Here is a 19788-nt window from a genome sequence, read left to right as displayed (position 1 = left end):
GCTTGAAAGTAAGCAGTAACAACGCATTATAATAGAATGATAGTTAGAATTGCTTATTTTTAAGGTTGAGGTGCTAATGTGAAAGCTTGGTTATGCGGTCTTGATGACGAAGAAATTTCGAGTGTTTCCAGTATCTTGACCTTTATTGGAGTCGAGCATGGTACTTCGTTGACGGCGTTTCACGTACCAGATTTTGTTGTGCTAGGTAAGTCTGTGCGGTCTTTTGAGCTGGATGAGGTGATTCCTGTTATCTCACTTTGTGAATCAATGGATGTAGTTGGCGATTATAATGTTTGGTTTTGCCCGTTACCTTGGCGTTCGCAAACGCTTTCTTCTGTGCTTAAAGAAATAAAGCAATTACATACTTTTCCTCAGGCGTCTGGCGTGAACTTGAATTTACATGTTCGCCACCTAGAGGCGCTGCTGATTCGTCAAGCTTTGGTGTCTACTCAAGGTGTAGTTTCTAAGGCTGCGCAGAATCTACAAATACAACGTACAACGCTTATCGAAAAAATGCGTCGCTATAATATTGATAAATCGGAGTTTTAGTGACAAAAGATGAAGAAATAGCGGAACTTAAAACCGCGTTTAAAGCGTTTTCCGAGTCTTCTGATGTATTGGCAAAATCCTATCTCGACCTTCAACAAGAAGTCGTTCGATTATACGAAAAATTGGAGAAATCTGAGCAGGATAAGCGCCAAGAGCAAGATAAAAACCGTATCTTAGTGTTACAGTTTCAGCAGCTTTTTGAATCTATGCCGGTGGGTGTTTTACTGCTGAATGAAGAGGGGGTGGTGGTTATGGCTAACCCCGTTGCGGATCGCTTATTCAATTTGCCATTAGTTGGTCAATCTTGGGGAGAAATTGTTCCCTTGAGTTTTCGCCCCCAAAAAGATGATGGTCATGATGTGAGTATGGTTAGTGGCCGTCGCGTGCGAGTCGAGACAGCGTCATTGGGGAATGTTCCTGGTCAGTTGGTTATTCTGGTTGATTTGACGGAAGCCTATTTGCTACAGAAAAAACTGAGTCATCACGAGCGATTATCTAATATGGGTAAAATGGTCGCGGCGTTGGCTCATCAAATTAGAACGCCTTTATCTTCAGCTACGCTTTATGCTGGTCATTTACAAAAACCAGATCTAGCGCCTGCTATGCGTCAGACATTTGCTAATAAGCTAGTGGATCGATTGGCAAACATTGAAAAACAAATTCGCGATATGTTGATTTTTTCTCGCAGTGAAATAAAGCTGGATGAAACGGTGAGTGTTTCTGTTTTTATTAGAGAATTAACCAATCACTGCAAAGAAATTTGCGATCAAAAGAATATGCAGTTTGAGGCGTTAGGTGCCTCTTTTGTGGCAACAGATTGTATTCAGTGTAATAAAGAAACATTATTAGGTGCTTTGTTGAATCTTTTGAATAACGCCATAGATGCCCAGTCAGAAGGTGACGTAGTTCAACTAAATTGGCGCAATAATGACGGCTATGTGACACTGACGTTTAAAGATCGTGGAGTGGGCATGTCTAAATCGCACTTGGAGTATGTCCAAGAAGGCTTTGTGACAACAAAACAACATGGAACTGGGTTGGGCTTGATGGTTGTTAAGGCCATTGCAAGAGCTCATCATGGACAATTTGAAATAGACAGTATTGAGGGCGCTGGAACAACCGCCAGTTTGACGCTTCCTCTTGTAAGGGTATGACATGTCTGAAGTTAAGTTATTAATAGTAGAAGATGACAAGGGACTTGCTGAAGCGCTGGAAGATACGCTGATGTTGGCAAGTTACCAATGCAAAATAGTTTACAGTGCTGAAGAAGCCGTGGTTGCATTGAAGCACAATCTCTTTGATATGGTGGTGTCTGATGTGAACTTGCCAGGCATGGATGGCTATGGATTACTGCATCATGTTATCGATACATACCCAGAATTGCCTATTATGCTGATGACAGCTTATGGGGATATTGCCCACGCAGTGGAAGCCATGCGCGATGGTGCAGTTGATTATTTATTGAAGCCTTTTCAAGAAGAAGAACTACTTAAAGCCATTGCAAAATACACTGTCAAAGAAGCGCTATCTACAAACCCCCAGCCCATCGCGAAAGACCCTTCTAGTATTGCGTTATTAGAATTGGCAAGACGGGTTGCTGTTACCGATTCCACAGTATTAATTTGTGGTGAAAGTGGTACTGGTAAGGAAGTGTTGGCTCACTATATTCATCAGCATTCTAGTCGACCTCATGCGCCTTTTGTTGCGATTAATTGCGCTGCGATTCCTGAAAATATGCTTGAAGCGATTCTGTTCGGCTATGAAAAAGGGGCTTACACAGGAGCCGTATCTTCGCAAGCGGGCAAATTTGAACAGGCCAATGGCGGCACTTTGTTGTTAGATGAAATAACCGAGATGGATGTTGGTTTACAGGCTAAGCTGCTGCGAGTTTTGCAGGAGCAAGAAGTTGAGCGTCTTGGCGGCAAAAAATCTATTCCTTTGGATGTGCGAATTATAGCAACCACTAACCGTGATCTTGCTGATTATGTTCGTGATGGTGGTTTTAGAGAAGATTTGTATTATCGATTAAATGTTTTTCCGCTGCGTTGGTTGCCTATTCGTGAGCGTAAAGGTGATATTTTGCCAGTCGCTCAGCATTTGCTTGCGAAACATGCCTCCAAAATGCGAATTACAGGCGCGACGTTAAAGCCATCAGCGCAAAGTAAATTAGAAGCTCACCCTTGGCCTGGAAACGTTCGTGAACTTGATAATGTCATTCAGCGAGCTTTAATTCTAAGTCCAAATGCACAAATCAATGAGGATCATATTGCGTTTGATATGATGAGTTTGGCGCCTGTCGTTGTTGAAACTATTGCTGATGAAGACAGCGCTGCTTCGATTTTAGGCAAAGGTGTTCAGCAGCATGAATTTCGCATTATTGCGCAAGCATTGGTCGATGCGAACGGCAAACGTAAAGTTGTTGCAGATAAACTAGGAATTAGTCCTAGAACTTTACGCTATAAAATCGCTAAAATGCGAGAAAGTGGCATAGACGTTGATTGATTTTTGTATCTTGTTTTAATTAGCTTTATGCTAAGCTGTGTATTAGCGATATGTTAAGTTGTATAAATGTGATTTTTTTAGGTGAATAACATGATTTCTGGTCGACCAGACATTAATCAGGTGTTGTCCCAAATGAGGGATATGCGGTCGCAGGTTCAGGCGCCGAGTTCTCCTGTGTCTAATGTTGCCAAGGTGGGCGGTGAGAGCGAGGGAGGCCAGACTGTAGAGCGTGCAGATTTCGCGGAAATGTTGAAAAATGCAGTTAATAATGTAAATGCTTTGCAAAAGGAATCTACACAATTAGCCCAATCTTATGAGCGCGGTGACGAAGGGGTTGACTTACCTCAAGTTATGATTGGTCTGCAAAAATCGAGTGTGTCATTCGAGGCAATGACTCAGGTGCGTAATAAACTTGTAGACGCGTATGAAAAAATCATGAATATGCCGATTTAGGCATTATAAACCGCTTGGCGCTTTTTAATGGATAATGTCCCTGCAGAACAATCGGAGCAAAAGCTCTATTTAGAGTTAGTTACCGGCTTTAATAAGCTGACGGTGATTCGTCAGCTTGCATTAATGGTCGGTTTGGCCGCATCTATAGCAATTGGGTTAGCGGCAGTTTTATGGAGTAATGGTCCAGATTACAAGCCTGTATTAAGTAGTATTACAGATTATAATGCAGACCAAATTGTAGAAATCCTCAGTGTTAATAATATTCCTTTTAAATTAGATCAAAATACAGGCGCTTTGCTTGTTGAATCTGATTTTTATCATCAAGCTCGTCTTAAATTAGCTGGCTCTGGCATCGTTTCCGACAATATTGTTGGTATGGAAATAATGGATCAGGAGCAAGGCCTCGGCACTTCTCAATTTGTCGAAACGACACGTTATAGACGAGGTCTTGAAGGTGAGTTAAGTCGAACTATTTCCAGTCTGCAAAGTATTAAAAGTGCTAGAGTGCATTTAGCGATACCAAAAGAATCTGTTTTTGTTCGTGATACAAGAAAACCTTCTGCCTCTGTGTTTTTGGAGCTTTATCCTGGGAGACGGTTGGATAAGAGTCAGGTGGAGGCTATTGTGAATTTAGTGGCCTCTAGCATTTCTCAGTTGAATGATAAAGACGTCACTGTGGTTGATCAGCGCGGCACTTTGTTGACGGAGAAAGATTCAGACTCTGAATTGTCTGTGGCTGGTAAGCAGTTTGATTATGCTCGCAAAGTAGAGGATGTGTTGCTGCAGCGAGTGAATAACATACTTGGCCCTGTGATAGGCCAAGGGCGCTTTAAAGCTGAAGTGTCTGCTGACGTTGATTTCACTGCTGTAGAAAAGACCAATGAGCAATATAATCCAGATTTACTCGCTTTGCGCAGTGAGCAGACGTTAAAAGAAAATCGCGGCGCTGGCGCTAATGCGAGCGGCATACCTGGTGCGCTAACAAACCAGCCTCCGGGTGCAGTTACTATCCCTGAAGCTGTTGATGAAAATGGCGCGCCAATCGGTGGCAGTTCATCAGCTGCTAATGGACAGTCTCGCGAAGAAACAACACGTAATTTTGAATTAGATCGAAGTATTAGTTATACCAAGCGCCAACAAGGCATGGTTAGGCGTTTATCGGTTGCGGTTGTTGTTGATGATTTAATGAGTTTGAATCCCGATACGGCAGCTATTGTAAGAACGCCTTGGAATGACGATGAGCTGGGGCGCTTAACTTTATTGGTCCGTGATGCGGTGGGTTATGATCCATCTCGTGGCGATAGTGTTAGTGTGATTAATTCACCTTTTGCTTTGCCTGAACCAGAAGAGCCCATTGTTGAATTACCATTCTATCAACAGGCATGGTTCCTAAGCCTAATACAGCCTACATTGGTTGGTATATTTGTGCTTATCTTGTTGCTGGTGGTAGTGCGTCCAATTTTGAAAACCCTCAGTGATCAGAATAAAATTGCGGTTACTGAAGATACTGAAGCGGCGATATTCTCCGATGAAACGGATGAAATTTCAGATGATCAAGTGTCTCTTGTTAGTGCGGAAGACATATTGGTGCCTGGTTCTCCTGAAAAAATTGATCGTCAATTAAATGCGATTCGTGGCTTGATTGCAGAGGAACCAGAGCGAGTTGCTCAAGTCGTTAAACAATGGGTAATGGAAAGCAAATGAGTGATACAGGCCAAGGCGCAGAATTAAGTTCGGTTCAAAAAGCTGCAGTGCTACTTATGTCACTGGGTGAGTCTGATGCCGCACAAATACTAAAGCATATGGGGCCTAAAGAGGTTCAGCGTATCGGTCAGACGATGGCGCAGCTGTCAAATATCCAGCGTCATCAAGTTGAAAAAGTGTTAGACGATTTTTTAGTATTAGTCGGCGATCAAACTGGTTTAGGTTTGGGGGCTGATGGTTATATCCGAAATATGCTAAGAGAAGCGCTTGGTGAAGAAAAAGCTGGTAGTTTGATTGATCGAATTCTACTTGGTGGTAATACAACGGGTCTTGATACGCTGAAGTGGATGGAGTCTCGTGCAGTTGCAGATGTTATTCGTTACGAGCATCCTCAGATTCAAGCCATTGTTATTTCTTACCTAGACCCAGATCAGGCGGCAGATATCCTTGCCAACTTCGATGAGCGAGTGCGTTTAGATATCGTATTACGTGTGGCGGCCTTAGAAACGGTTCAGCCAGCAGCGTTACAAGAGTTAAACAACATTCTTGAGCGTCAGTTCTCGGGCAATAATTCAACGCAGTCAACGACCATCGGTGGTATTCGTACTGCAGCAAATATCATGAACTTTATTGATAGTTCGGTAGAATCTGAATTGATGGAGTCTATTCGTGATGTGGATGAGGATTTGGCAAATACTATCCAAGATTTGATGTTTGTCTTTGATAACTTGTTGGATGTAGATGATCGTGGTATTCAGATTATTCTTCGCGAAGTGGAATCTGAAACCTTAATTCTTGCATTAAAAGGGGCAGACCCAGACATGCAGGAAAAAGTTTTCAAAAATATGTCGTCTCGTGCTGCTGATATGTTGAAAGATGATTTGGATGCGAAAGGCCCTGTACGTGTAAGTGAAGTAGAAGTCGCGCAAAAAGAAATTCTGGCTGTTGCTAGACGCCTTGCTGATAACGGAGAAATTGTTCTCGGTGGTGGCGGTGAGCAGATGGTTTAGTTAGAGTATGTCTGATCAAAAGCATGAAAAAGGCGAGCGTAAGCTAACCGCTTATGAGCGTTGGGAACTTCCTCACCTTGAGAATAATAAGCCGAATACCAGCTCTGGTCCTGCACTTCTTATTCAGAAAAACACCGTTGTTATGACAGAAGAAGTGGATGAAGACTCTTTAATTTATGAGCCTTTGACCGCTTCGCAGTTAGAAGAGATTCGTTCAGCGGCTTATGATGAAGGCTTTATTCAAGGTGAAGAAGAAGGCCACGCAAAAGGTCATTCTGATGGCTTCGCGAAGGGGGAAGTGGATGGTTTTGAAAAAGGTCATGAAGAAGGTCGGTTAATAGGCGTTGAAGAAGGGCTGGCGCAGGCAAGGGCAGAAGCTCAGATTCATCTAGAAGCGCTTGAGATGCTATTGGCGAATGTTGTTAAAGAGATAACATTGCCTTTAGAAGATAGTCGTGCTGCTGTCGAAAATATATTGTATCAATCGATGACACGAATCATTGAAAATGTCTGTCTTTCAAAAATGACTGAAGATGGGCATAAAGTTTTAAAAGAACAACTTACTAGAGTATTTGATGAAATAGGCGAATACGAAGGGCGAGTTCGTTTGCGTCTTCATCCTGATGACGTCACTATTTTGGACGAGCTTGGTGTTAAAGAACGTTTAACCATTCAACTAGAGGCAGATGACTCGCTGATTAATGGTGGCTTCGTGATTGACTCTAAGTCCTTTCATATCGATGGTCGAGTAGAGCAGCGACTAGAAACCGTATGCGATGAGCTTCGTCTTCTTTCCCTTCCTGAGCAGGACTAACGCTCATGTCCACCCTTGAAGAACGTTTAAATAAATTAAGTCATGTCTCTTCTGTTTCTTTGCCTCCTCAAATTGAAGGTAAAGTGACGCGTATGGTCGGTTTGACTATGGAGGCAGTTGGCTGTGTTGTGGCCCTTGGTGATCGTTGCTCGGTTCAAGTTCGCAAGGACCGTTGGGTGGAATCTGAAGTGGTGGGTTTTACCGGAGATTTAACTTATTTGATGCCAACAGAGGCTATTGAGGGGATTTCTCCTGGCGCGCGGGTTCGTCCGTTGCTTGGCGATAGCAGAATGCCAGTTGGTGATGAGTTACTTGGTCGCGTGGTAAATGGACTGGGCAAGCCTTTGGATGGCAAAGGGCCGATTAAAACCAAAGACTCTGTGACGTTACACGGTAATGTGATTAACCCATTGCAAAGAAAGCCAATTTGTGAGCCTTTAGATGTTGGTATAAAAGCGATTAACAGTTTGCTCACGGTTGGCAAAGGTCAGCGTTTGGGGCTTTTTGCGGGCAGTGGTGTGGGCAAAAGTATGTTGCTTGGCATGATGACCAAATTTACCGAAGCAGATATTACTGTTGTTGGTCTAATTGGTGAACGTGGTCGAGAAGTTAAAGAGTTTATTGATCAAATACTGGGCGAAGAAGGCCTTGCTCGCTCCGTTGTTGTAGCGTCGCCTGCGGATGATTCTGCATTAATGCGTCTACGTGCCGCCATGCTGGCAACACGGATTGCTGAATATTATCGGGATCAGGGGAAAAACGTATTGTTGTTAATGGATTCCCTGACACGATACGCTCAAGCGCAGCGGGAAATTGCATTGTCAGTGGGGGAGCCGCCTGCGACTAAAGGCTATCCGCCTTCGGTGTTCTCTAAACTTCCTCAGTTGGTAGAGCGGGCTGGTAATGGCTGTGAAGGCAGTGGTTCGGTAACGGCTTTTTATACCGTATTGACCGAAGGTGATGATCAACAAGACCCTATCGCAGATGCGTCTCGAGCGATTCTTGATGGCCATATTGTGCTATCTCGACGGTTGGCGGAAGAAGGGCATTACCCAGCCATTGATATAGAAGCTTCGATTTCTCGGGCTATGCCACATATAGTTAGTGAAGATCACTTGTATGGAGCGATGCGAGTAAAGCAGTTGTATTCTAAATTTCAGCAGAATCAAGACCTTATTTCGGTGGGGGCTTACGCTCGAGGTAGTGATCCGGATTTAGACCAAGCTATCATACAAATGCCTGAGATTCGTAATTTCCTTCAGCAGTCGCTTACTGAAAGTTTCACGATTGATCAGAGTTTACAGGCTCTTGTTACAGCGATGACCAAGGGACAGTAGACGATTACAGGTAAAAACGTCTACTATTTAGCGAGTTTCCGAATGGGGCATGCATGAAAAAATCACGTCGAATGCAGATATTAGTCGACCTTGCTAAGCGCAAAGAGGATTCGGCTGCTCAGCAGTTAGCTCGAGATAAAGCCAAAGTACAGTATGATGAGCAAAAATTGAATGAATTGCGGGAGTACGCTGGCCAATATGAGTCAGAGCGTAACTTACTAGGTTTGAGTGCTTATTTGACGACCAATTATCAGCATTTTGTGAATCGTGTTCAGCAGGCGATTGTGCAGCAAGAAGCGGCTGTAGGTCGTTCTGAGCAGCAAGCAGATATGAGTATGCGTCGATGGTTGCAAGCTCGCTCGAAAACCAAAAGCATGGATTGGCTAAAAGAAAAAAACCACAAAGCGGAATTGATCGTTGAAGCAAAGCAAGAGCAGCTTCAGAGCGATGAGTTTGCCATGCGTCGTTTTTTGGACAATATGCGATAGCGTTTTAAGTGCTATTTGGTAAAGCCACTTAGCTTATTGTTAGGATGAAGCATGGCGCGACTGGATAAAGGATTAATTGATTTGTCTTTGGCTATTTCCAACATAGAAATAGCCTTGCACGATTATGTCTACAGTCCTCAGCGTGGTTTAGAAAAACTTCAATCTGCTCTGTTATCTCTTCAAAAAATATCTAAATTGAGCACCCTCCATGCTTTCTATCATCAGCGTCTGAATTCTTTTTTAGCTGCAGTTGATGGGCTTTTAATATCTGGCTCTCCCTATTTTAGTCATTATCATTCTGCATTTTTATCTGCAGCCGATGCGCTTTCCCAAGTCGTTATTGCAGCACAGTTTAGTGATGATCTCTCTAGGCAACCGGATCGTCTTCTGGCTATAGATCGTTCTTGCTGGGCTGTGGTGATTTCGATCGCTGATGAAAAAGATATCTCGCTAGTGTATCGGAATTACGAGGCTCGATTAGAGGCAACTCAAAGTAATAGTGTGAGTGTGGACGCTTACTTAGAGGCGCTGGCTGGTGCTGGTCGGGTATCCTTCCAGTTAGATTCAGTAAAAGACTCTGTTTTGAGTGGTCGTTTTCTATTGATAAGTGTGCAATCACTGTCCTGGCTTAAGAGACGATTTCCCTCACTACAATGGCAAGTCCTTTCAGTTAATGAAAAAGAGTCATTGCGAGTTTTATGTGAATTGAGTTTTTTGCCTCTATTTCAAAACGTGAACATGTCGCGTGATTCTCGCTACCGTCTTTTGGCGCTATTTGAAGATAGGTTCAAAACGCTATTTTATCAGGACTTCGGCGCTCTTTTTTCATCAAGTTTAGCGACGGTAGACAAAAGTGGATGTATTGTCCCTCAAACTCATAGTTTCACTGCTTTTGAGCCGGATGAGCGCTTAGCGTATTTTCCTGTGCGTCACGGCGGATCCGTTTATATTGGCTGTCGAGACTTAAGTGAAGCTGCGCTTAAAATGACTTATATGAGATGTTTAGGGCGTGATTATTTATCCTATTTTTTGTACGAAATCGATACTTCTTTTGGGCGATTTGTCTTTGATCAAGCGGAATGTGTCGGTCGATACGATGTTAGCGAAGGTGATTTTTTAACTGTTGGTGGTTGTCTTTGGTTTCATCCTGAAGAAGATATTCGAGCGGAAGTTTTTTTAAATATGCCTTTGATTTCACGGCTCGACTCGGCGTTTTGTCCAATGTCTTTAGGTGTAACTCAAGTGTTAGTGGTTAAGCAGGGTGGGGAGTATTTCGCGTTACCTTATTTTTCTATTCGTGAAGTGGAGGCTGTATGTTCTGCGATGTCAGCTCCGCGTTCTTGGATAAAAAATATTTGGTTAAGTCAGACTGGTGCGTCGTTATTAGAGCCATGGTTGCTGAGTAAGAACACCTTGCCTGAGGTTCATGGCTGGCCGGAAAAAAATAAATCAACATATCCTTCTAAGAATGGTTATTATTTTGGTAAGGCCTATGGCAGGATGTTTTGCATAGAGGCTAGTTTGATATTCGCGTTATTACCTTATAAAGCGACATCTTCAGTGACGTATTTTGAGGATGATAAGCCTTGTCTGGCGTCATTTTTTACTCATGATGGACGTAGTTTTGATAGAAGGGTGTCAGCTGAACTTCTCCATGATGGGGCGAGTTCTGCTTATGAAAATGCCGGTTCTTCGGTTGAGAAGATGTCTTTTTCCGTTATTCTTGAATGGATGGGGGAGTCTATAGTTTTCTCGTTTGCTTCTTGTGATTGGTTTGCCTCATTGCCAGGTGTAAATCATACATGGGAGCTTTCTTCATCTTCTGCTGAGTCTGTTCGTGGTTTCGAAGATAAAGTGAGTCGTTTTACATCCTTACAAGATGTTGGTTTGGTTATTAATAAGAAAAATTATTTATCCTTTATTGCTGGCTTTTGCCATCTTCATCATTAGCTTGAAAGTGATTATTGACTATGAATACACTGCATTCACCGTTTGGTGCTCCAAGAAAAGAGCTGATTAATAGCCTGCAAAAAGGTGTTGTAGCCTTGTTGTTTGTATTGCTATTGGCTTTCGCCGGCATGTATATGTTGATGAGCGTTAATTTAGAAAAACAGAATGCTCAACAAGAGAAGCTGAGTGAACTTTTGGGGTTGGTGCATAGTGCAGAAGAGCATTGGTTAGAATGGTTATTGGTTGGTGACCGTTTAATTTATAGCGATAGTAATAGCTCAAAAGCACCTTCTTCTAGTCATTTGCATCAGATGCTAGTGAGTGAGTATCGCTTGATGAAAGGTCACCTTAGTGACTTTGAATTTACGGCAGGGGTTGATGTTTCTGAATCGCTTGCTTTGTTGGACTCTCTTGCGTTAAGGGAGTTGGACGTCTTACCTTTAACGGATAAAGAAAGGCGATCTGCTTACTCATCATTTGAGTATTTAGAGGCTTTAGATGATGAGCTTTTGCAAATCAGTGTTAGTCTGGATTACGAGCGCAAAATATTTGTTGAAAGGTTGATCTGGGTTCCAGTCGCTATTTTTTTAATATTGGCAGCTATTGTGATTATGCTGGCGGCTCGATTTGGTCGTCAATTACGCTCTGGCTTTTTGAGTTTGCATCATATCTTAGACCATCGTAAGCATGGACATACATCTGTTCTTCCTCCCCGAAAAATAATTGATGAACTTACTGACTTGAGTCACTTAGTCGATAATGAATTAGCATCTCGAGATTTTGATCTTGACCAACAGAATGAAAGCCTTAGTTTAATTGAAAAGGCATTGTCTCAGGTTAGTGAACCATTCTTTGTAACGAATTTTCAAGGCGACATTACATGGTTGAGTGCTGGTGCGGAAAGGCTTTGGTTTAGAAATACGCCATTATTTGAGTCATTGTTTGGTATCGATTCTGGGTTAGATGATCCAACCGGTGAGCGTATTGCTGATTCTATTCTGCTATCTGATCAAGAGTTAAAACTGAATTTGTCTGATGGTGTTTATTGGTTACGCGTTCATCACTTTGCTTCCGAGCCAGATGATGGTTCTAGTGGTTTGCATTGTATTATTTCTATACAAACTAAAGCGGAATTTGCTGAATTCGAAGTTTTACACCACAGCTTGAAGTTGTTGGAACAGGATGTCTGGGATGCTCCTATTAGACTATCAAGGCTAGAGTCGCCTTATGCTGGTTTTGCTAAGTCTTTAGAGTCGGTGCGTAAAAAAGTCGTTATGCTTTTTGATGTATTAAATTCGTCCTCGATGCAAACACATTCCCTTGAAAAAATTACTAAACTACAACAAATAGCATCCCTAATTGACGAAAAAACAGATCACAATGAGTCATCGTTGAATGATGTTGTTGTGATAGATGGAACACCACTTCAAGAGCTTCAAGAAGAGCTTCAAGTTGAATTAAACGATATGGCATGGCTTTCTGAGCAGGTTCGGGATTCACTGATATTGGGTTATGAGTTGGTTTTGCAACGCCTAGCGTTAGTCGAAAAAGACCTATCTTCTGATGTGTTTTTGTTGGGCGATGTCGATCGCTGTCTCAATGAAGTGAGAGCTGGAGTTTTAGCAAGCTTGGCTGCAACTGAAGGCGAAAGTGAAAAAATTCGCCGTCGTTTTGCTGTAGATATAGAACACGATATTAGTAAAGTTCAGGATCAAATAGAAGGTATGAAGTCTATGGCGGCTTCTACTCTCTCATTACTTGAATCTGATCGAAGTGTTGGTGTTGCGCGTTTGGATAGAGCGAGGGAATCTGTCAACGAGATGATTGAGCGGATTCATAGTTTGATGTCTAAAACGGTAGACAATATTTCAGAAAATAAAAGTGATGATGTGTCCATAATAAAATCTAGTGATGAGTGGGACGAGATTTAAAGCTTACCACTCATCTTCGAGGAGTAGGCTGTGGTTGAAAGCTTTTTTGATAAAAAAACAGAATGTCTGACGATCCTCGTAAAAGGGCGTTTTGACTACAGCTGTCATAAGATGTTTAAAGAAACGTTTACTGCGGTTAGCAAAGTAAAGTCTTATGAAATTAATTTAGCGGAAGTATCTTATCTTGATAGCTCTGCTCTTGGTATGTTGCTACTGCTTAGAGATCACGCTGGCGCAGAAAAAGCGCAGATTCGTTTGGTTCATGTAAACAGTGCTGTTATTGATATTCTCAAAATTGCTAATTTTCATCGGCTTTTTGATATTACTGAGTAGTTTTGTATGGAACAAGTTTTAACCATATTGATTGCGGATGATAACCCTTCGGATCGTATTTTATTAAAAGCGATTCTGAGTCAATTTGGCCACAACGTAATTTCGGCTGTTGATGGGCAAGACGCAATTGATAAGTTTGATCCTCACACGATTCAATTAGTGTGCTTAGATATAAAAATGCCTCATAAAGACGGTTGGGAAGCAGCGCTCGAAATTCAGCGTATTGCTGGTGATGTGTTTGTTCCTATTGTTTTTCTTTCTGGTGTTACAGACCCTATTGCTTTATCAAATTGCTTACGTATTGGTGGTATTGATTTTATTTCTAAACCTTATAGTCCTGCGCTTATTACTGCAAAACTTAATGCAATAGTCAGGCTTTTGGTTATGCAAAAAACGCTTGAAGAACAGCGTGATGCAATGAGCTTGTATAATGAACAATTGCTCAATGAACAAGATGTTGCGAAAGTAGTTTATGAAAACATAACTAATTCAAATTGCTTGAAAGATCCTGCGCTTTCTACCATTCATTATGGTACGCATACTTTTAATGGTGATGTCATTTTGGCCGCTTATAAGCCGAATGGCGGTATGCATATACTATTAGGTGATTTTACTGGTCATGGCCTTTCCGCTGCGATCGGGGCACTTCCTCTCGCTGATATTTTCTTTGATTGGACAAAAAAAGGCTTTTTGATGCGTCAAATTATCCCTGAGATAAATGCGCGTTTAAAAGGGATTTTGCCATCGAATATGTTTTGCAGTGCTGCATTTATTGATATAAAAGTGAACAATAAAAGTATTGAGGTGTGGAATGGTGGATTACCTGATTTATTATTTTTACCTCAAAATGCAGGCAAACCAGTACGATTTACCTCTAAGAACCTGCCTTTAGGTGTTCTTTCTGCTGATGCGTTTGAATGTCAAATTGAACCTATGTCTTTCGCTCCTGGTGATAGGTTGATGGCATTTTCTGATGGCGTTTATGAGGCATTAGACTTGTCTGGGCAGATGTTTTGTCGGTCTATTCTTAATCCGCTTTATCTGGGAGAGATTGACGCTGAGCATTCGGTTAATTGGCTTGTCCAGCAGCTAGAGCAAGAAGGCGTTTTGGAAAATCCTCATGATGATATTTCATGTCTTAGTGTCCGTCTGGATACTAACATAGGTATCGATTCATCTGAGCATGAAGAGTCAAGAGGGCATGATGAAGCGCCAGCAGACTTCTCATTCGAGTACGTATTAAATGCAGATTCACTTCGTAATACAGATCCCTTGCCCTATGTTTTGCAAATTCTAACGACTGTTCCAGGGTTGAGTAGTTTTTCTAGTCAAGTATTTATGATTCTCTCTGAGTTGTACTCTAATGCACTTGAGCATGGTGTACTGAAGTTAAGCTCTGATAAAAAGAGTTCCAGTGATGGCTTTTCTCTATACTACGAAGAGCGTGAACGTCGCCTCGCCAACTTACGTGATGGTTATGTTAAAATTTCAGTGAAAGTGACGTCTGATAATAACAATAGATCGTTAATGCTATATGTTGAAGATAGCGGTTCTGGATTTGATTTCCAAAGAGTGAACTATGATATATCCAATACAGAATTGCTTTATAATCGCGGCTTAGCCCTGTTGGATCAACTGTGTTCTAAGTTGGAATTTACTAAAGGTGGTAGTGCGGTAACAGCACATTATCATTGGCAAGTAGGCCTAGCTAGTTAGCTTGAGCTGTGTTGGCCTTGCTATTGCATAGTCTCCTTTATCGTTGGAGGAAATTATGCGCACAGATTCAAATACGGTATTGTCTTTACCTTCAGGTGTTCCACCTAAAAAGTCTGCTTTGACTAAGGCCCATTCTAATAATGGGGCAGCTTTTGCAAACGATTTTAATAAAGCAAAAGAAACTGTCAGCCCCAAAAAAACACCTACTACAGATAAAGTAGTGGCTTCTAGCTCGTCAGCACCTTTGTCTTCTAATTCATCGTCCAAAACAACTCAAGGGATTGATAAAAGCTCGGCTTCATATAATAAGAGTAATGCTTCTGTCAGTGATAATGAAAAAGGCACTACATCTTTGAGTGGAACTAGTGATGTTGCAGCTGTTGAATCGCCAGTAATATCCAAAGATGGCGGCAAGGCTTTGCAGCAGGATGGCGAAGTCTCTCCTGCTGATGGATCACCTGTCGCTGTTTCTGCTGAAACTTCAGACTTTCCAGTAGTGGTGTCTCCATCAGATTTAAAAAATACGGAGATCACCGCTTCGTTAATACCTAATTCCGATGCTGGACAGGAGTCGCAAAAGGAAGGCGTCTCGCAGAATCTACTAGCTGATAATGTAGTTGCTGGTAATGCGGGTGTAGTTGCTGACAATATGGGGGCTGGTGATGTAGTTCCAATTACATCTACTCCAATCGCCACGGAAAAGGCGTCTAAAGATGATATTGTTAAAGGGCTTAGTTCGGGGGGCGGTGTTGTTGGTTTAGATGCGATAAGACGGACTGCACCCAGTGATGTAAAAAATATTGATTCGACATTAAGTGACACGAATATTTCCGAGGGCACTATAGAGCCAATGATTGCTGATGATAAAGGTGAGTTATCTTGGGTTTTATCTCAGATGGGAACTGGTGTGAAAGCGGTTCCTGTCACTCCGACTAGCGATGCTGTAATTGATACCACTAAAGCTGCAGCATCTGTTGCTGCCGGCGTTATTGCTGCGGGCGCCATGAATAAAGAAAATCGTACAGCACCAGTGCCTGCCTCTCTGCTTAATGACGGAAGCGCAGTAGCTTCATCGGATGAACTTAATTTAGATTCTACTGACTCTCTTTTAGAAGGGGAGAGTATATTGATTAATGAGCCTATTGAGTTGCGGAAAAAAGAACAGGAGGCCATGCTTGGTCGAATGTCTGCACAGATTGATGGTAATCAGGGTGACGATAGCTCACCGGGTGGCTTAAATAGTTCTCTTAATAATGCGAACCGAACTGCCGCTGCGGCTACAACGGTTAATGCAGCGGTTGTTAATCCTAATTCTCAGGCTAACCTGGCAATGAGCTTACCACCAGGTCATCCAGGGTGGGCTAATGAGATGAGCCAGAAGGTGGCTTGGATTGCCCGTGATGGTGGTCATACGGCACATATTCGCTTGGATCCGCCGGAGTTAGGTAGTCTGACTGTTAAAGTATCGGTCGATAGTGATTCGAATACTCAAATAAGTTTTATTGCTGCGACACCGCAGGCACGAGATCTATTAGAGGGGCAGATGGGAAGGCTAAGAGAAATGTTGGCTCAACAAGGTATGGATTTAAGTCGAGCGGATGTTGATGTTTCACAGCAAGATACTTCTGGAGCACAAGACAGAGCCAATAATCGCAATGGCAGCTCGCTTCAGGGTAGTATTGCTGGTAGCGATGATGTCGATGAGGAATTGATTCCGAGAAATCTATCGTATGTTTCTGCATCTGGTGTTGATTACTATGCTTAAACTTACGAGAAATTGATGGTGCTATGTTTGATTCTTTGTAGAATAGAGGATTATTAGTGCATAAGAGCGTAGACAGCGTTCTTTGTAAAGAATTCGATACATCTAAGGTTTGTGAATATGGCTGACGAAGACGGTTTGGATATTGGTGCAGAAGAGGGAAAGTCTGGTGGTAAGAAAAAGCTTATTATCATTATTCTTCTAGTTTTGGTTTTAGTTGGAGGTGCTGCGGCTGCTTATATCTTTTTGTTTAGCGGCTCTTCTGATGAGGGCGGTGATTCAGCGGAATCAGCTGAGGCTGCCTTAGCGAATGAGCCTTCTACTTATTTGGCATTAGATCCTGCTTTTACTGTTGATTTTATGGTTGATGGTAAACAGCGTTATGTGCAGCTTAATATGTCTGTTAAGTCAAAAAATATAGAGCAAATTAATGCTGTTACGCTTCATATGCCGTTAATTCGTAATAGTTTGGTTTTGTTATTTTCCAGCCAGTCGTTTGTTGATTTACAGACAGCTGCAGGTAAAGAGGCATTAAAAAAAGCTTCTCTTGACGCAATCAATGGCATCCTAGAGCAGGAAACTGGTCAAGGCGGTATTGATGCTGTGTTATTCACTAACTTTGTGATGCAATAGAATTATGTCAGCTCAAGATCTGTTATCTCAGGATGAAATTGATGCCCTCTTACATGGTGCAGATGAAAAGCCTGTAGAAGAGGATAACCGGGATGCTAATGGCGTTGCATCCTATGACATTACGAGTCAAGAACGTATTGTGCGTGGGCGGATGCCTACGCTGGAAATGATAAACGAACGTTTTGCGCGTTACACACGTATTAGTTTGTTTAACATGCTGCGTCGTACAGCAGATGTTTCATCTGGTGGTCTACAGGTAATGAAGTTTGGTGAATATGTTCATACACTTTATGTGCCTACCAGTTTGAATTTGGTGAAATTTCGACCACTAAGAAGTACAGCTCTATTTATACTTGATGCTAAATTGGTGTTTAAGTTAGTCGACAACTTTTTTGGTGGTGACGGGCGTCATGCAAAAATTGAAGGTCGAGAATTTACTCCGACTGAAATTCGTATTGTACAGTTGATGCTTGAACAAGTTTTCAAGGACTTAACGGAAGCTTGGGCGCCAGTATTAAAATTGGAACTTGAATATATTAGTTCTGAAGTAAACCCAGCAATGGCTAATATTGTGAGTCCTAGCGAGGTTGTTGTTGTTTCCACCTTCCATATTGAGTTAGATGGTGGTGGTGGTGAGCTGCATATTACTTTACCTTACTCTATGATTGAGCCTGTACGTGAATTGCTTGATGCTGGCGTTCAGAGTGACGTAGATGAAAAGGATGACCGCTGGGGTAAATCCTTAGAACAAGACGTGAAAGATATTGCTGTTAGGCTATCTGTCAACGTTGCGAATCGTAAAATCTCACTTGGTGAGGTGTTAAAGTTTAAAGCTGGGGATATCATTCCGATAGAAATGCCAGAGTTTGTAACGGTTCGAGCGAATGGTGTGCCAACCTTTAAAGGCAAATTGGGCGTTAGTAATGAACGCTATTCAGTACAAATGCAAGAAAGTTTCAAAGCGAAGGTGACGAAGTAACATGGCAGAAGAACAAAATCCAGATGCAGCAGGCATGGACGAAGATTTAGCTGACGAATGGGCTGCAGCAATGTCTGAAGCGGGCGAGACAGAAGATGGCGAAGGGATCGAAGACGAATGGGCAGCAGCAATGTCTGAGCAAAAAGTTGAGCCTGTAAAGCTGGAAACGCTGACTAATCCTTCTGTACCTAGTGGTGGTGTTGGTTCTGATCTTGATTTGATTATGGATATTCCGGTTGTCCTTTCGATGGAATTGGGTAATACGGAAATCGCAATTCGCAACTTGATGCAGCTAACACAAGGCTCTGTTGTTGAGCTTGATCGTTTTGCCGGAGAGCCACTGGATGTACTTGTGAATGGTACATTGATCGCTCATGGTGAGGTGGTTGTGGTTAATGATAAGTATGGTATCCGTTTAACGGATGTTGTAAGCCCTAGTGAGCGTATTAGACGACTGAAGTAGTACCAATTGAAATTTTCTTTATTTAATCGTTATGTCGTTACGGCCATGCTTTGCATGGCCGTTCCCTATTTGCATGCTGTTGGTGTGCAAGAAATGTCTGCGACTTCCTCTATTTGGAAGGTAGTAATTTCTTTAATCTTTGTTATTGCTTTTATACCCGCGTGTCTTTGGTTAATGAAGCGCTTTCAATTTGCTCAAATGAAGTTGGGACAGTCGGATATTAAGATCGTGAATGTTCAGTCTTTGGGTGCAAAAGAGAAACTCATGCTGGTTGAAGTTGAAGGGGAACGCTTATTAATTGGTGTCACTGCGCATTCGATTAGTCATCTGCGAAGCTTTCCATCTAAGACAGCATCGTTTGCTTCTATGATGGAGGAGGTCGATAGAAAAAATACTGCTGACAATAAGAGCAATGGGGATACCCTGTGATTCGTTTTGTCCTGCTTTTGCTTTTAACGTTTCCAGCTTTTTCATGGGCTGAGGTGGGTTTGCCTGCGGTTAAAGTTGTAACGAATGCCGATGGTAGTCAAGACTATACGGTTTCGTTGCAAATTCTTTTTATCATGACTGCGCTGACGCTTTTACCTGCGGCTTTGATGATGATGACAGCGTTCACTCGAATTATTGTCGTGTTAGCTATTTTGCGTCAAGCAATCGGTTTGCAGCAAACGCCTTCTAACCAGATTATGATTGGTATGGCGTTATTTTTAACCTTGTTTATCATGACGCCGACGTTGGATAGGGTTAATGAAGTGGCTTTGCAGCCATACTTGAAAGAACAGATGACGTCTATTCAGGCTGTTGAGGCCGCGTCTGTTCCTGTAAGGGACTTTATGTTGGCTCAGACGCGAGAAGATGATATTGCTCTTTTTGTTAAATTGGCAGGTAAGGAAGGCACGATTCAGTCAATGGACACACTGCCATTTACTATTTTAATGCCAGCGTTTGTAACCAGTGAGCTTAAAACCGCCTTTCAGATCGGTTTTATGATTTTCATTCCATTTCTGATTGTCGATATGGTGGTGGCCAGTGTTTTGATGGCAATGGGTATGATGATGTTGTCGCCTATCATTATCTCGTTACCTTTTAAAATTATGCTTTTTGTCATGGTTGATGGTTGGTCTATGATTATGGGTACTTTGGCGGCGAGTTTCGGGATTTAAT

19 protein-coding genes are annotated in these 19788 nt (G+C 42.2%); all 19 read left to right on the top strand.

Features of this window, described 5'->3' with window-relative positions; translation table 11 throughout:
• Window positions 1–78 precede the first annotated feature (78 nt).
• The 19 genes from KPL72_RS21430 to fliP all read left to right on the top strand — a co-directional run bounded on the left by KPL72_RS21430 (window position 79) and on the right by fliP (window position 19787).
• Complete coding sequence (locus tag KPL72_RS21430) at window positions 79–549, top strand: helix-turn-helix domain-containing protein (protein WP_212916174.1); 471 nt, start codon at window positions 79–81, stop codon at window positions 547–549.
• The gene (locus KPL72_RS08915) at window positions 549–1703 is read left to right on the top strand and encodes a sensor histidine kinase (protein ID WP_219702502.1); all 1155 of its coding nucleotides are present in this window, start codon (window positions 549–551) and stop codon (window positions 1701–1703) included. Before KPL72_RS21430 ends, KPL72_RS08915 begins: the two co-directional genes overlap by 1 nt.
• Window position 1704: 1 nt before the next feature.
• Window positions 1705–3051 (top strand): sigma-54-dependent transcriptional regulator, encoded by a 1347-nt coding sequence (locus tag KPL72_RS08910; RefSeq protein ID WP_212916172.1) that lies wholly within the window; start codon window positions 1705–1707, stop codon window positions 3049–3051.
• Between the two features lie 90 nt (window positions 3052–3141).
• Window positions 3142–3504 (top strand): flagellar hook-basal body complex protein FliE, encoded by a 363-nt coding sequence (fliE, locus tag KPL72_RS08905; protein ID WP_212916171.1) that lies wholly within the window; start codon window positions 3142–3144, stop codon window positions 3502–3504.
• Window positions 3505–3531: 27 nt separating this feature from the next.
• Window positions 3532–5208, top strand: coding sequence for a flagellar basal-body MS-ring/collar protein FliF (gene fliF, locus KPL72_RS08900; RefSeq protein WP_212916170.1), 1677 nt, complete (start codon window positions 3532–3534; stop codon window positions 5206–5208).
• Window positions 5205–6218, top strand: coding sequence for a flagellar motor switch protein FliG (gene fliG / locus KPL72_RS08895; protein WP_212916169.1), 1014 nt, complete (start codon window positions 5205–5207; stop codon window positions 6216–6218). The genes fliF and fliG overlap by 4 nt, the downstream gene beginning before the upstream one ends.
• A gap of 7 nt (window positions 6219–6225) precedes the next feature.
• Window positions 6226–7032 (top strand): FliH/SctL family protein, encoded by an 807-nt coding sequence (locus tag KPL72_RS08890; protein WP_219702501.1) that lies wholly within the window; start codon window positions 6226–6228, stop codon window positions 7030–7032.
• 5 nt (window positions 7033–7037) lie between these two features.
• The gene (gene fliI, locus KPL72_RS08885; protein ID WP_219702500.1) at window positions 7038–8369 is read left to right on the top strand and encodes a flagellar protein export ATPase FliI; all 1332 of its coding nucleotides are present in this window, start codon (window positions 7038–7040) and stop codon (window positions 8367–8369) included.
• A gap of 53 nt (window positions 8370–8422) precedes the next feature.
• Window positions 8423–8857, top strand: a complete 435-nt coding sequence (gene fliJ / locus KPL72_RS08880) for a flagellar export protein FliJ (RefSeq protein WP_212916166.1) — start codon at window positions 8423–8425, stop codon at window positions 8855–8857.
• 51 nt (window positions 8858–8908) lie between these two features.
• Complete coding sequence (locus KPL72_RS08875; protein ID WP_219702499.1) at window positions 8909–10807, top strand: hypothetical protein; 1899 nt, start codon at window positions 8909–8911, stop codon at window positions 10805–10807.
• Window positions 10808–10827: 20 nt separating this feature from the next.
• On the top strand, window positions 10828–12738 hold the full coding sequence (locus tag KPL72_RS08870; protein WP_219702498.1) for a hypothetical protein: 1911 nt from the start codon (window positions 10828–10830) through the stop codon (window positions 12736–12738).
• Between the two features lie 30 nt (window positions 12739–12768).
• Window positions 12769–13071 (top strand): STAS domain-containing protein, encoded by a 303-nt coding sequence (locus KPL72_RS08865; protein WP_212916163.1) that lies wholly within the window; start codon window positions 12769–12771, stop codon window positions 13069–13071.
• A 6-nt stretch (window positions 13072–13077) separates the two neighbouring features.
• Window positions 13078–14787 (top strand): PP2C family protein-serine/threonine phosphatase, encoded by a 1710-nt coding sequence (locus tag KPL72_RS08860; protein WP_212916162.1) that lies wholly within the window; start codon window positions 13078–13080, stop codon window positions 14785–14787.
• Between the two features lie 55 nt (window positions 14788–14842).
• Window positions 14843–16552: a flagellar hook-length control protein FliK gene (locus KPL72_RS08855; RefSeq protein ID WP_219702497.1), complete on the top strand. Its 1710-nt coding sequence runs from the start codon at window positions 14843–14845 to the stop codon at window positions 16550–16552.
• 117 nt (window positions 16553–16669) lie between these two features.
• On the top strand, window positions 16670–17182 hold the full coding sequence (locus tag KPL72_RS08850) for a flagellar basal body-associated FliL family protein (RefSeq protein WP_212916160.1): 513 nt from the start codon (window positions 16670–16672) through the stop codon (window positions 17180–17182).
• A 4-nt stretch (window positions 17183–17186) separates the two neighbouring features.
• Entirely contained in the window at window positions 17187–18161 is a 975-nt protein-coding gene (fliM, locus tag KPL72_RS08845; RefSeq protein WP_212916159.1) for a flagellar motor switch protein FliM, read from the top strand.
• A gap of 1 nt (window position 18162) precedes the next feature.
• Window positions 18163–18624, top strand: a complete 462-nt coding sequence (gene fliN, locus KPL72_RS08840) for a flagellar motor switch protein FliN (RefSeq protein WP_072841262.1) — start codon at window positions 18163–18165, stop codon at window positions 18622–18624.
• Between the two features lie 6 nt (window positions 18625–18630).
• A complete protein-coding gene (fliO, locus tag KPL72_RS08835; protein ID WP_249422166.1) occupies window positions 18631–19053 on the top strand; it encodes a flagellar biosynthetic protein FliO in 423 nt (140 codons plus the stop codon).
• Window positions 19050–19787, top strand: a complete 738-nt coding sequence (gene fliP / locus KPL72_RS08830; protein ID WP_212916158.1) for a flagellar type III secretion system pore protein FliP — start codon at window positions 19050–19052, stop codon at window positions 19785–19787. The genes fliO and fliP overlap by 4 nt, the downstream gene beginning before the upstream one ends.
• Window position 19788: the final 1 nt, after the last annotated feature.

Origin of the sequence: Marinomonas lutimaris, assembly GCF_019426345.1 — a bacterium.
GTDB classification, from domain to species: Bacteria; Pseudomonadota; Gammaproteobacteria; order Pseudomonadales; family Marinomonadaceae; genus Marinomonas; species Marinomonas lutimaris.
Note: the sequence above shows the minus strand (reverse complement) of the source record. Positions and strands in the feature narration are given on the sequence as shown.

Excerpts from the sequence above, each read along its gene's own strand:
- KPL72_RS08910 (WP_212916172.1), top strand. The coding sequence starts at position 1,705 with ATGTCTGAAGTTAAGTTATTAATAGTAGAAGATGACAAGGGACTTGCT.
- fliE (WP_212916171.1), top strand. The coding sequence starts at position 3,142 with ATGATTTCTGGTCGACCAGACATTAATCAGGTGTTGTCCCAAATGAGG.
- fliF (WP_212916170.1), top strand. The coding sequence starts at position 3,532 with ATGGATAATGTCCCTGCAGAACAATCGGAGCAAAAGCTCTATTTAGAG.
- fliG (WP_212916169.1), top strand. The coding sequence starts at position 5,205 with ATGAGTGATACAGGCCAAGGCGCAGAATTAAGTTCGGTTCAAAAAGCT.
- KPL72_RS08890 (WP_219702501.1), top strand. The coding sequence starts at position 6,226 with ATGTCTGATCAAAAGCATGAAAAAGGCGAGCGTAAGCTAACCGCTTAT.
- fliI (WP_219702500.1), top strand. The coding sequence starts at position 7,038 with ATGTCCACCCTTGAAGAACGTTTAAATAAATTAAGTCATGTCTCTTCT.
- fliJ (WP_212916166.1), top strand. The coding sequence starts at position 8,423 with ATGAAAAAATCACGTCGAATGCAGATATTAGTCGACCTTGCTAAGCGC.
- KPL72_RS08875 (WP_219702499.1), top strand. The coding sequence starts at position 8,909 with ATGGCGCGACTGGATAAAGGATTAATTGATTTGTCTTTGGCTATTTCC.
- KPL72_RS08870 (WP_219702498.1), top strand. The coding sequence starts at position 10,828 with ATGAATACACTGCATTCACCGTTTGGTGCTCCAAGAAAAGAGCTGATT.
- KPL72_RS08860 (WP_212916162.1), top strand. The coding sequence starts at position 13,078 with ATGGAACAAGTTTTAACCATATTGATTGCGGATGATAACCCTTCGGAT.
- KPL72_RS08855 (WP_219702497.1), top strand. The coding sequence starts at position 14,843 with ATGCGCACAGATTCAAATACGGTATTGTCTTTACCTTCAGGTGTTCCA.
- KPL72_RS08850 (WP_212916160.1), top strand. The coding sequence starts at position 16,670 with ATGGCTGACGAAGACGGTTTGGATATTGGTGCAGAAGAGGGAAAGTCT.
- fliM (WP_212916159.1), top strand. The coding sequence starts at position 17,187 with ATGTCAGCTCAAGATCTGTTATCTCAGGATGAAATTGATGCCCTCTTA.
- fliN (WP_072841262.1), top strand. The coding sequence starts at position 18,163 with ATGGCAGAAGAACAAAATCCAGATGCAGCAGGCATGGACGAAGATTTA.